General features: G+C 35.8%; 12 protein-coding genes. All 12 read right to left on the bottom strand.

Going from position 1 to position 12,684, the window contains the following annotated elements; genetic code table 11:
• Positions 1–12: 12 nt before the first annotated feature.
• Positions 13–1,329, bottom strand: a complete 1,317-nt coding sequence (locus FI644_RS19045; protein ID WP_053477571.1) for a PTS galactitol transporter subunit IIC — start codon at positions 1,327–1,329, stop codon at positions 13–15.
• Between the two features lie 17 nt (positions 1,330–1,346).
• On the bottom strand, positions 1,347–1,631 hold the full coding sequence (locus tag FI644_RS19040; protein ID WP_053476653.1) for a PTS sugar transporter subunit IIB: 285 nt from the start codon (positions 1,629–1,631) through the stop codon (positions 1,347–1,349).
• Positions 1,628–2,095: a PTS sugar transporter subunit IIA gene (locus FI644_RS19035; protein WP_053476654.1), complete on the bottom strand. Its 468-nt coding sequence runs from the start codon at positions 2,093–2,095 to the stop codon at positions 1,628–1,630. Before FI644_RS19035 ends, FI644_RS19040 begins: the two co-directional genes overlap by 4 nt.
• A gap of 28 nt (positions 2,096–2,123) precedes the next feature.
• The gene (locus tag FI644_RS19030) at positions 2,124–4,103 is read right to left on the bottom strand and encodes a BglG family transcription antiterminator (protein WP_181758129.1); all 1,980 of its coding nucleotides are present in this window, start codon (positions 4,101–4,103) and stop codon (positions 2,124–2,126) included.
• A gap of 102 nt (positions 4,104–4,205) precedes the next feature.
• On the bottom strand, positions 4,206–4,715 hold the full coding sequence (locus FI644_RS19025) for a YjbQ family protein (protein ID WP_053476656.1): 510 nt from the start codon (positions 4,713–4,715) through the stop codon (positions 4,206–4,208).
• A gap of 2 nt (positions 4,716–4,717) precedes the next feature.
• Entirely contained in the window at positions 4,718–5,416 is a 699-nt protein-coding gene (locus FI644_RS19020; RefSeq protein WP_142108722.1) for a triose-phosphate isomerase, read from the bottom strand.
• A 25-nt stretch (positions 5,417–5,441) separates the two neighbouring features.
• Positions 5,442–6,275 carry a class II fructose-bisphosphate aldolase gene (locus FI644_RS19015; protein WP_142108721.1) on the bottom strand — a complete coding sequence of 278 codons (834 nt, stop codon included), beginning with the start codon at positions 6,273–6,275 and terminating at the stop codon, positions 5,442–5,444.
• 307 nt (positions 6,276–6,582) lie between these two features.
• On the bottom strand, positions 6,583–6,774 hold the full coding sequence (locus FI644_RS19010; RefSeq protein ID WP_053476659.1) for a hypothetical protein: 192 nt from the start codon (positions 6,772–6,774) through the stop codon (positions 6,583–6,585).
• A gap of 148 nt (positions 6,775–6,922) precedes the next feature.
• Positions 6,923–7,207, bottom strand: coding sequence for a YokU family protein (locus FI644_RS19005; RefSeq protein WP_056685313.1), 285 nt, complete (start codon positions 7,205–7,207; stop codon positions 6,923–6,925).
• Between the two features lie 12 nt (positions 7,208–7,219).
• Positions 7,220–8,644: a lysine 2,3-aminomutase gene (kamA, locus tag FI644_RS19000; RefSeq protein ID WP_053476661.1), complete on the bottom strand. Its 1,425-nt coding sequence runs from the start codon at positions 8,642–8,644 to the stop codon at positions 7,220–7,222.
• Between the two features lie 275 nt (positions 8,645–8,919).
• Positions 8,920–10,383, bottom strand: a complete 1,464-nt coding sequence (locus FI644_RS27175; RefSeq protein ID WP_142108720.1) for a cobaltochelatase subunit CobN — start codon at positions 10,381–10,383, stop codon at positions 8,920–8,922.
• Positions 10,384–10,391: 8 nt separating this feature from the next.
• On the bottom strand, positions 10,392–12,674 hold the full coding sequence (locus tag FI644_RS27170; protein WP_082620684.1) for a cobaltochelatase subunit CobN: 2,283 nt from the start codon (positions 12,672–12,674) through the stop codon (positions 10,392–10,394).
• Positions 12,675–12,684 lie beyond the last annotated feature (10 nt).

The raw sequence follows: 12,684 nt of genomic DNA, 5'->3' as shown, positions 1-12,684 counted from the left end.
TCACTTCCTCTATCACCTGGCAGATTTTGGATTTGTCACTTTCTTGACATATAGTCCGATTGGAATCGTTATGACAATCAACACAATTAAGCCAATCATTCCAAATCCACCGATTTGAGCAATAATATAATCAAATACATTTCCGTTCCAAAGTGCCGTCGTTTGACCTTTTATTGAGGTACCTCCACTATTTGCAGAAAGTTTACTAAAATAAGGTGCGAACCAACTAGCTATATAAAGAACTCCAATCATGTTTATAATCCCGCTTATGATAGTCTTCAAAATATTCCCATTGTGAATAATCGTCGCCATGCATGTAAAGAAAGCTACAAATGCTAAATCACCTAAAGGTAAGACCTGATTTCCTGGTAAAATAACAGCTAGTACTAGCGTAATTGGAATTAACATAGTTCCAACGATTTGTGTAGTTGGCAAACCTAACGTTATCGCAGAGTCCAACCCAATAAACACTTCTTTTCCTTTGAATCGCTTATTAAAGAAGCTTTTTGCTGATTCAGAAATCGGAAGCAAGCCTTCTACTATTATTTTTACCATTCTTGGAAAAAGCACCATTATAGCCACTACACTCATTAACAGATTTGTACCTTCTACAAAATTGTAACCTGCTAACAGAGCTAAAATTACCCCAAGAACTGCACCAATTATGACTGGATCTCCAAACATACCGATTTTTCCTTGTAAATAAGAAATATCAAGTTGGGAATTACGTAAAAATGGGATACGATTATATATTTTTTCTAGTATTGTAAAAAGAGGGACAGTACTAGCAGCGTATCCTTGTGGTATGGATATCCCTTCGACTCCTAGAGATTCTTGTACTTTTTTTGCCGAATAATCAGCAGATAATAATGACCAGGTCGCTTGGATTAAGCTGGCTCCAATTCCAAGTACGATGCTCCCTGTTATTAAATGAACAACCGCTCCTGTAAACGCATAATGAGAATAATTAAAAATATCAATGTTCATCGTTTTTGTAAAACCAACTATTAACAAAAGAATATTAAGCAGGAATACCGCTGGAATTATTAGAGCACCAACTAATGTGGAAAACGCAACTCCTGCTGCAGCACCAGATCCAATATCAATTACTGTAAGATTAAAGGAGAATCGTTCAACAATTTGATTTACTGCTGGTTCTAATCGATCAGAGATTAATGAAATCGCCAAACCTAAACCAATAAAGCCAATTCCAACCATAATCCCGCTTCTAATTGAGCGTAATATCCCTTGCCCTAAAATCAAGCCTATAATTATCAATACGATAGGTACAAAAACGGTTGAACCAAGAGATAAAAAATAATCGATCATGCCCACATGAATCCCCCTTAATTTAATAGAATTTGTTTTATTTGTTCTTTCAGCACATCTTCATTTAACCCTATTAAAAATGGAGTGCCGACAACGATTGGTGTCTTATATTTTGATTGGTCTAATTTCATCGAAGTAATAAATAAATCTGCTTCCCCATCATAAAAATCTAACTCATAAATTTGCGATTGGGAGATTGAATAGCTAACTCCAAGTTCTTTTACAAACTCTTCAACTTTCTGTAAAATCATTGTGGAAGTAGCAAGCCCAGCTCCGCACGCAACAACAATTCTCTTTTTCATATTTCATTCTCCTTTTTATTAAAATAATCTTGCATAAGGATTGTTAATTCAGCATGAGAAGATGCTTGTCGAATTTCTTGAATAACTTCTTCATTTTGTAATAAACGACTAACCTTTTGTAAAACCTCTAAGTGCTTATAACTATCTTGTAATATAAGACCAATAATAAAATCCACTTCCAATGGTTTTAATGTTTCGATGTTTTTAAACGTTATCGGTTTTTCAAGCTTAATAATGACAAGCTTTTCTGTTCTTGAATATTCGACTTCTGTATGCACAATCGCTACATTCAAATTCTGCAATTGTAAACCAGTAGGAAAGTTTTGTTCGCGGATTTTAATTGCTTCCCTGAACTGTTCTGTGACATAATTTTTCTCCTCTAATTCATCAGCTATAAAATCAAAGAGCTGGCTCTGAGATTCGAATCGTTGATTATAGAAAATTAAGTTTTCTTCCACATACATGTTGCTTCCTCCAATATTCGAGAGAGATTTATTGAATTGTATCTTTACATAGTAAAAATGCTATTAAATCATCAGGTGTAGTCATCGACTTAAACGAATGACCACTCCCAAGTCGATCTGAATTAATAATTATTTTATATAGATGGGCTAGTAAACTACGAACTTGATTAAGATCTTCCTCAGCTACTGCTAGTAAAATAATAAATGACACGTAAGTTTCGTGGTTCCATTTAATCGGCTGTTTCGTCATCATTATGGAAATCTTTGTCTCATTCGCCATAGTTGACATTGCATGAGGAATGGCAGCCCATCCTTGCACAATCGTATTTCCTAATTTTTCTCGTTCATACACCGACTTTTTAAATGAGGATTTCACAATTTGATCTTCTTCAAGCCTTTGAATCATTTTATTTAAACAGTCTTCCTTCGTCTCTACCTCTTCATTAATGAACATATAGCGACTATTAATATATTTGGAGATTAGATGGGGGGTTAATACAACATCTTCTTGTTTTCTATTTTTTGAGGAATACTTTAAATAATAATCATAAATCTTTTTCAAATCAGAATCCCTCACTAAAGGAGACACATAAACAATCGGACATGATTGTTCTTTCAGTTGAACAGATGAAATAATAAAATCAACCTTTGATAAGTCTTCGCTTTTCAAAAGAGGTTTTGCGATTAGTTTAAATTGAATATTAGATGGTAATAAATTTTTTATACGGTGAATAATTAAGTCCGATGTTACTAGACCAGATTGACAAACAACTAATATTTGTGACATTTGATTTTTCCGTTCAATGGCGACTTGAAAATGTATCGTAATAAAAGCGACGTCATCATCTGTTAATTTGATATCATATTTCTTTTCAAAACTTTCTATTGAATACCAAATAATACGAAAAAGTACGCCATAATTATTCTTTATTTCATTCAATAACGGATTATAGACGTTAATATCTGATTTTAGTCGGTAGATCATTGGGAAAACATGATAGATGAGTGAATCAAATAATCGATCATCCTCTTTTAAGTCAATATCAATTGCTCTGCTTACACCTGTAATCATGTCCTTGATATCTTCTGAAATTAACTTTTCAATTTGCTTATTATTTATTTTGACTTGAATACGATGGGCAAATAATTGATTACTAACAAAGTGATGCTCCAGTTCAGTAAAATCAAATTGTAGTTCAGAAGAGATTTTACGGCACATTTCAAATGCTAATGGATAGGTTGTTAAATACTCTGCTCCCTCTAACTGTATTTCAGGAAGTTTGGTTAAATGAAATCCACGGTAAGAGCGCTCGGTTAAAATCAATATAGAAATAAAGAGTGACTTGATATATTGTTCTGAAATACTATGCTCCATAACAGATAGGAATTCGAAAACCGTGTCATATACAGCTTCTATGATTTTTTTATCAAACAGAGGTTCAAGAATATGCGCATAAGTTGATAGGGAATTATTATTCAGCTCTTTCTCAATCAAATAGTAAGCAAATCGTTTAATTGTCCTTTGGATGGCAATCTCATTTCCATTTACCCTAGTACCTTTTCCATTAGAAACAAGCTGCAACTCCTCATCCATAAAACTGCGAATGCGGTTGATGTCTTTAATTAATGAACTCGTACTAATATACAGATCCAATGAGAGAGATTGGTAAGTTACAGTTTGACTATTAATCAACAACCACTTAGTAATTAGGATTTGACGTTCCAAAGATGATAATGCATCCCGATCCTTCGCTTTATGATTCGTGATTACTTTTTGAATAAATCCGTTAGAAGTGGAGGTATCTCCAATCAGCTTAATTCCTTGATTCTGCTTTTTATCTATAACTAGATTAAAACTCTTACAGATTTTCTCTAATTTATCCAAATCATTAAAAATGGTTCTCTCCGAAACATTTAAATAATCTGCATACTGTTTCGCCGGTAAATACTCTTCTGTTTTTGAAAGAAAATCGAGTAATTTTGCTTGACGCGATGTAATATCAAACAATATTGACACATCCTTGTATCATAAAAGTCTTCGATTTCTGTTTCAACTTTCCGAATTGCCATGTGATATGAAGTCCATTTTTCGACCAATCCGAATATAAATTTACTCTCCTATGATTTTTATATGGCAAGTTCGATCTCTAGGTCGAATTTGATCCCAATCGATAAAATAGATGTAGCCTACTAGACCTAATTGTAAATCTCCATTCTCAATAATAAAGGTTTCACTTGTTCCTAATAATGTGCTTTTTAGATGTGCATCTGTATTTAACATCGTATAAGCTTCTGGACTAATCTTTCCTTTAAAGTCTTCTAATCCGACTTTTATGTGTTTCGGACCTGGATGATAATATTGCCCTTCAGTTGTGCATCTTGGAATGAGCTTTTCTAAAAGAATGTTTAAATCTACTTGTAAATATTCATAACCATAAGAGTTTTGATCATATGAGAATTCTTCAAATATAACGGAACAGGTTGTGTGAGGAGATGCAACAACACAAATTCCATCTTTAATGTTACTTTTTCCAACAATATCTCGTACTTGTTGTGTTATTTCATGATAAGTTACGCGCCCTCCATGTGAAGAAAGCGTCAGTTTTCCTGAATAAACCACATTCAAACACTTCCTTTTTCTTGATAGCTGGCAACTGCTTGAATCATTTTTTCCATCATTTCTTTCGGATTATATGCTTTCACGATTCCACTTGTCACACCTACCCCATCAGCCCCTAGTTCCAGCAGTTCCGTTACATCTTTTTCAGAACGGATTCCAGCTCCTTGTTCGACTAATATATCCGGATTCACTTTTTTTATTTTTGCAATTGTTGATGTTACATAGAACCGATCACTTTTTTGATTTTGACCAATGAGTTCTGTTGGTTCTGCCAAGATTACATTCGGGCCAAGCATAGCGATTGCTTGCGCTTCAAGAACCGAATCTGCACAAACAATTGTTAGTATTCCTACTTCTTTTGCTCGCTCAATTGCTTTTGCAATCGCCGTTAAGGTCATAGGATGGTCAGCGTGATTTAATACTACAGCTTGTACTCCTACATATACTAATGAATGCGCTGAAATATGTCCCATTGAATCACCAGGTGCGATACTGTCCATATGTTGAGCAGTAACAATAAGACTCGGACACTCCTTTACGATGTTTCCTAATTCGGTATGCGGAGCAGTAAATAAGAGAGTTACATGATATTGTTTTGCTAAACGGTTCGCATGTCTTGCTAAATCTAGTAACTTCTCTCCAATTAAGAAAGTCTTCGGATTAATAACAAAAAAAGGTGCTTGTAATTTCTCATTATTCACCGTCTGGAACTACCCCCTTTTTTAATTAGATACGGATTGTTTGCGTATTAAATACTGAATAGTAGTGTACAAGACATTCTTCCATTCCAGCGCGTAACTGATGTTGAATATCAAAGTAGTTTAGTTCACCCTTTAAATCACGAACAGCAGCATTCATTAAATCAGTAAACACATTTATTTTTACAATGTTGCTTAAAGCGCATCGACGAAGATTCGAATCTCCAGATGAAGATCCACCGTGTAATACAAGCGGAATAGGGACTATTTGAGAAATTTCATGGAGTCTTTCAAAATTAATTTTTGGTGTTCCAGTATAATTACCATGAGCCGTCCCAATAGAAATCGCTAATGAATCTACTAACGTTTTTTCATAAAACTCCTTTGCATCATTTACAGTTGTTAATAGTGACTCCGTCTGCTCCAAATCTTCATAGTTTTCTCCTGAACCAACGTGACCAATCTCCGCTTCCACAACAACTCCTTTTTGCCGTGCATAAGCAATAACCTCTTTTGTCTTCGCAATATTGTCTTCGAGCGTATCTTTTGATGCATCGATCATGACTGAAGTAAAGCCCAGATCTACCGCTTGTTTTACAAATTCGATTTCCTGCCCATGATCTAAATGAAGAACAATTGGAACTTTTGCTTTTTCTGCATAAAATTTTCCGAGTAAAGCAGCTTCTTCTAAACACATAACCTCATGATGTGCTTGAGCAAATGAAATGATAAGTGGAAACCGTTTATTTTCTGCAACCGAGATATATGCACGCAATGTGTTCTGATCAACAAAATTTGTTGCAGGAATGGCAAAACATTTATTTAAAGCAATTTCAAATAACTTTTTTGAAGTAACAAGCATCGTTATTTATTCACCTCCTTTTCATGTTATAACGCTTATAAATAACATACTATGTAAGCGTTTTCCTTGCATTCTGTTCTAATTCAACATTATTAATGAAAAAAGAAATGATTTCTGTATTTTCCTTATTATCTGACATTACGAAACAAATGCTGCTAGCATTCTCCGCTACACTTCTATCATTTGTCCTGCCACAATGAATACACATATACGAACATTCATAGTTAAAATGTTTTGTAATTTTATAATCATAGAAAAAAGCAACCCAGCTTTGGATTGCTTTTCATTGATATCTTTTATTTAAGTTCTATTGCCAACGATCTGCTTTTGCTAATTCCGTAATCGCCCAAATGATATTAAACATTAATAATGAAATGGAAATAGGAACAGCAAGTAGCCAATTTTTCCCGAGTTTTTCTTTTATTACACCTGTAAAATAACCGCAGAAAAACAATACAAACATCCCAGCCGCAAGCATAATCATTAAAACAATTTTCATTCCATATCCCCCAAATTCAAATTCTTTAAAAGAATATTCCTTACATGCTAACACTGAATGGAATAGGTACTAAAATTTATTATATAGGGAGAAGGTTAGGATTTTACGTTAAATGTTGAATAATTTGTGAAATATATCCTTGACTTATTTAAGAAGTGAAATCAAAATAGTTTCTTTTCAACAGCCTAGGCTGAGCCATCAGGTTAGTAAAGCTTGTTTCCGGACCGATTTCCTTCGTATTAATTAAAAACAATTGATCCTCAATTTCTCTAATTAGTAAATCCGATTGATAAATCATTTGACAATCATGACAAATGGTTGATGGGACATCACTGATTTTAATCGCTCTCGTACCGTCAGGAAGCTCCCAATAAACATGATCTGTTCCCTTTGTAATATTATTACTCTCACACCATTCACATTGTTCACTCATGCATATTGCCCCCTACTCGCTCGTAACAGCTTTTTCTTCTTGATCGTATTTTTTATCTTTTTGCTGCTGTGCAATAAATTTCTTTTCTTTTAGTTCATCACGCTTCTCACGTTTATTTTTTAATGATGCATGTGTTGGGTCATGCTCATATTGCTCTCTTCGATTTAGTCTTACCAAGTCTTCAGGCACAAGATTAAATTTTTCATCATTCATTAAAGCAGCAATTCCAACATTAGACCTCTTCTCATCCATATCAGGGTATACTTCCTTGAAATACCCTTCCGCTCTTCCTGGAATATAGTTTTCTGGTTCTGGATAGGTAGTGATGACCCCTTCAAAGTTCCGCAAAACCACTTTATCAGCACTTTGGGAGATTAAATAATTAGGCTGAAGTGAAATTTTCCCTCCGCCCCCAGGAGCATCTACAACAAATGTCGGCACTGCATATCCTGAAGTATGTCCACGGAGTCCTTCAATAATTTCAAGCCCTTTTGACACAGGTGCACGGAAATGGCCAATCCCTTCAGATAGATCACATTGGTAAATATAATATGGACGCACTCTAATTTTTACTAGGTCATGCATAAGTCTTTTCATAATTGGAACGCTGTCATTAATGCCCGCGAGGATGACTGACTGGTTTCCGACAGGTACACCCGCATTTGCCAGCATCTCACATGCCTTTTTCGATTCCTCGGTAATTTCAATCGAGGTGTTGAAATGAGTGTTCAGCCAAATGGGATGATATTTTTTTAATATGCTGCAAAGGTTTTCCGTGATTCTTTGCGGGAAAACAACTGGTGCTCTCGTTCCAATGCGAATAATTTCGACATGATCAATTTCCCTTAGATTTTTTAGGATGTATTCTAATATATTGTCATTAATTAATAGACCGTCTCCGCCAGAAATGAGTACATCTCTAACTTCTGGGGTATTTCTAATATAGTCTATTGCTCCATCGAGCTGCTTCTTCGGAACTCCCATGCCAATCTGGCCAGAAAATCTTCGCCTCGTACAATAACGGCAGTACATAGAGCATTGGTTAGTAACAAGAAATAACACGCGGTCAGGATATCGATGAGTAAGTCCAGGAACAGGCGAATCTTCATCTTCATGAAGCGGATCTTCGAGATCGTATTTAGTCTTATATATTTCTTTAGAAATAGGGACTGACTGCATTCTGATCGGACATCGCGGATCATCTGGGTTCATAAGTGAAGCATAATAAGGAGTAATATTTAATGGAATCGTTTTCGTGGATATGCGTACACCTTCCTCTTCTTCAGGTGTAAGATTAATCACTTTCTTTAAATCATCAACAGTACGAATGGTATTCGTCAGCTGCCATAGCCAATCATTCCATTGTTCTTCTGTCACATCTTTCCATAGTTCAATGTCTTTCCAATAACGGCTAGGCTTGTATAAGAATGATTTCATTCAAATTCCTCCTATAAATTCTCTTTATACCTACCATGCAACTTCCGTGCCAATATTCAGAATAATCACTATAGAATATGCCCCAGCCGTTCTATGTGACAGTTATAAATATTTTCACACCTTATTTATTTTATTGATATTCAAGGAAAAAATAGGAAAGAGTGCCGATTTATCGGCACTCTTTCCTTCTTAAAATGTCATTTATATACTTTTTCAGCTTATATAAGCTGCCAGAAAACTGTCATTCACATGCCGATTATTTAGCACAACTATATTTACACCTTTTCTTCTATTGAACCCTCCAGTTGTAAATAGGCTTCTTTAAGCTGGTGAAACTCATCTTCAGTTGCTTCCCAATAGCCTCGTGTCTGACTTTCAAGCAATCTTTCCATCATACTATGGAGTGCAAAGCGATTATTCTTCATTAGCTCTTCTCTACGTTTCTCATCGGCTATATACGTAGAATTCAACTCACTAAAAATCCAACTATCCACCTTATTTGTTGTTGCAGCTAATCCAATCAGGTTTTCAAACCTTTCGAGGATTTGTTGAGTACCATGCTGTTCATGGGCAAGTAAACCATCAATCCATTTCGGATTTAATACTCTTGTACGTACACCCCGCTCAATGGATTTTTTCACATCTTCAGTTTGGACCAATTCTCCTGTTGTATCAGAAATATAGACTGGTGTCTTCCTTCCTCTTTCAACCTCAACCGCCTTTGAAAAACCGCCAAAATATTTATAGTAATGGTCAAGATCGATCACTTCAAGCTCTAAATTACTTCTAATTTGTGATACTAGATCAACTGCTTGCAGATGAAGCTTTAACAGTTGTGAGCTCGGTTTGCCCCGAGAGCCAATTCCATATACATATTGAATGTCATTTACATAGCCTTTTGCCAAATCCGCTTCCTCTTGCCAATTTCTTTCCCCGACAAGGCTTGTAACCCTTGTACTATACGCACCTTCTGAAGGACCAAATATCCTTGCTGCGGCAAGCTGGTTAGCTTCCTCCACTTCATATCCTTGACTGATTAATTGTTCGAATATCCTCTTTGTATTTGCTTTCAAACAATTATTATTGTCAGATTCATCTAATCTAGCTCTCTTTAAAAATAGGTCGCTTAAGTCCTCTATTACATTTGGGAAAATGTCTCGGAAAAAGCCAGTCATATAAATGACAACATCTATTCTAGGTCTTCCAAGCTCCTTAATTGGAATAATTTCATAGTTTGGTTTAAAGCTTCCCTTTGAGGCTTGCACACGGACACCTAAATAGTGCAAAATTTGCCCAATGGTTTCACCTTGAGTGCGGGAGGTTTCAAATCCCCAAAGAACAATCCCTGTTGAAGCTGGATAGTTGCCAAATTCCTCGTAATATTGAGCGATTGTATTTTCTGCAATGATCTTCCCTCTTTCAGCAGCTGTTTTTTCAGGGATTAGACGTGGATCGAATTGGTATAGATTATGCCCAGATGGAAGAATCTCTGGATTTTTCACGATATCCCCGGCTAATTTTACTGGAAGGTATTTCCCTGACAATGCTTGAAGCAAGCCTTGCTCCTCATATGTTTTCATACTATTCATAAAGGCATGATAACCAAATTTCAGTGATTCATAGCAGTTTTTGCGGGATTCCTCCGATGCAAGTAAACAATTATCAAAATAGCATGTTTCAATAAATTGATTAACAATTTGGTTCTCCACTTCATCTAGCTGTTCCATTTCTTCTTGCAAACAATCCTCTAGTATCTTGCTGTAATCCTTTCCATTATCCTCTGAAATAATTCTTTTGTAGATTTTAACGATCCACGGTCATACCGAAGAACATGCTTCATATAATTTCTTGCCTCTTCATCATTATAGCCTTTGCCAAAGATATGCAGCCCTTTAGGGATGAGCGATCGTTTCATGTGATATAATTCGATTTCAATATCATGAATAGTAGTTGCTGTGAAATGAAGAGCATGAATTTTCTTCATAATTTCCGTATTTAAGCTGGCACATCGATTCGGGTCCAGCTTTTCTGCTTCAGAATAGTTAGCTAGAAGCTCCTCAAGCTCTACATATTCCCCATATAAATCACTAGTCACAAAGGGAGGAGTTTGATAGCTTACTAAGACAGCATGTGTACGCCGTTTAGCAATCATAGCCTCTGATGGGTTTCCAATATAATAGATGTATACATGAGGGACATCCCCAATTAACTCATCAGGAACACAATCACCTGATACGGCAACTTCCTTTCCCTTTAAGAATTCAAGTGTACCGTGCGTTCCAACATGGACCATGGCATCTGCCTGAAAGGCATCCTTTAACCAGCAATAGAAAGCAGCATATTGATGGTGGGGATTTAATGACTTGTCATGATACGTATTTGCTAGTTTGTCATCAGAACTTCTAGCAGGTTGTAATCCTATAAATACATTGCCTAGTATCATGCCAGGTATAAGAAAATCTGATCCGTCTGCCATGATCGTCCCCGGAGTATGTCCCCAGTCATGGGTCAGCTCTTTAAAAATTTTCTTCTCTTCAATATAGCTTTCATATGCAGCTGATTGATATCGCAGGAAACCACTGAAGGTTTTCTCTGTTCCCCATTTCCCTGAATTGACTAGCTTTCCAGCAGTGAATTGATCCATCAGCTGTTCTTTCGTTACTTCTGGTACTGAATATCCTTCTGTTCGCAATAATTTTAGGATATTTATGACAGAAGCAAATGTATCAATATAGGAAGCAGAAAATAGACTGTCCTCACCTGGAGGATAGTTATAGCAAATAATCGCAACCTTTTTGTCCCGATTTTCTTTCTTCTGTAACGCTAAAGTTTTCTCCACCCGATTTAAAAGACTCTGGACTCGCTCTTCTATTAAGACAAGTTCTTGATGATTAAATTCAAAGGTTTGATCATCATTCACATCCTCAAGTGCCCCAACCGGAAATGTTCCAATAGAGCCATCTAATTCAGGCAGCATGACAGATGTTAAATATTCAGATGAATCTATTCCTTGAATGGATTCCTTCCATTTTTCAACTGTTCTTCTTGTGATAAAAAATGGGTGAAAAATCGGCACATCTAACTCCTCTAAAAAAGGGACAACCTCATTCGAATTCCCTCCTATAGGACCAGCACCAATACGAAATGGCACAAAATTCAGCAGTACATTCACCTTAATGCTTTCATTGACTAGCAAATTTCGAAAACGATTAACATCAATACTAGCTACACCAGGTGCTAGAATCGGGATGATATTGGCCATCGGCTTAAGTCTCTCAATAATTTGCTGGACACATTTCACATTGCTGGCACGAAAATGATAGCCTAAAAACAAAACACCTATAACCGGTTTTTCTTGATCAAAAGGAAATTCTTTCTCATATTCAATTAATGAATCATATACCTTTTTTCGTTTATCATCATAAATATAAAGCTCATCTTTAATAAGTGGCTTATACGGCACTGGTAAATAATGTTTATCTCCTTCTCCATACTCTCTAGCAAGAAATATAAGCAGCTGATTTACATATTCCTCATTTGCATACATCCAATATTCTACAATCGTCGCAAGCTGAAGAAAATTGTCCCTCTTTTCTTCAGGCAACTTTGAAGTGTATTCATTTATCTTATCCTCGTTATCTAAGACAAATAAAGATGCGGGCTTTCCATTGCTGACAAGAACCTGGAACACGTCCTCACCAGTTAAATATCCTAATTTAAATTGACTTTTCATCAGTTCATCCTGAATCGAGAAGTATACCTTTTCTGCATCAGGACGTGCATATTGCAGATATTCAGCAATAACCGCTACCCATTCTTCTGGACAGAGTCGTAAATCAACAATAATCAAGTCAGATTTCTTAATTGCCTCTATTAATATACGACTCTTCTCATTATTTTCAACAGAGCCTTTTGCATCGAACAAACTCATTGTTAAAACGTTCGGATAGTTCGTATTAAATTTTCGATAGGCTGTTGCAGAATCTGCTAATATAGCAGTTGCCGATGTGATGAATGTAATATGCATCATTCTTCCTCCA

The sequence above is a fragment of the Cytobacillus solani genome, from assembly GCF_006704205.1.
Classification (GTDB): domain Bacteria; phylum Bacillota; class Bacilli; order Bacillales; family Cytobacillaceae; genus Cytobacillus; species Cytobacillus solani.
Note: the sequence above shows the minus strand (reverse complement) of the source record. Positions and strands in the feature narration are given on the sequence as shown.

Bases quoted from the DNA above. Each gene is read 5' to 3' on its own strand.
- FI644_RS19045 (WP_053477571.1), bottom strand. From the start codon at position 1,329: ATGATCGATTATTTTTTATCTCTTGGTTCAACCGTTTTTGTACCTATC.
- FI644_RS27170 (WP_082620684.1), bottom strand. From the start codon at position 12,674: ATGATGCATATTACATTCATCACATCGGCAACTGCTATATTAGCAGAT.
- FI644_RS19035 (WP_053476654.1), bottom strand. From the start codon at position 2,095: ATGTATGTGGAAGAAAACTTAATTTTCTATAATCAACGATTCGAATCT.
- FI644_RS19005 (WP_056685313.1), bottom strand. From the start codon at position 7,207: ATGAGTGAACAATGTGAATGGTGTGAGAGTAATAATATTACAAAGGGA.
- FI644_RS19015 (WP_142108721.1), bottom strand. From the start codon at position 6,275: ATGCTTGTTACTTCAAAAAAGTTATTTGAAATTGCTTTAAATAAATGT.
- FI644_RS19010 (WP_053476659.1), bottom strand. From the start codon at position 6,774: ATGAAAATTGTTTTAATGATTATGCTTGCGGCTGGGATGTTTGTATTG.
- kamA (WP_053476661.1), bottom strand. From the start codon at position 8,644: ATGAAATCATTCTTATACAAGCCTAGCCGTTATTGGAAAGACATTGAA.
- FI644_RS19040 (WP_053476653.1), bottom strand. From the start codon at position 1,631: ATGAAAAAGAGAATTGTTGTTGCGTGCGGAGCTGGGCTTGCTACTTCC.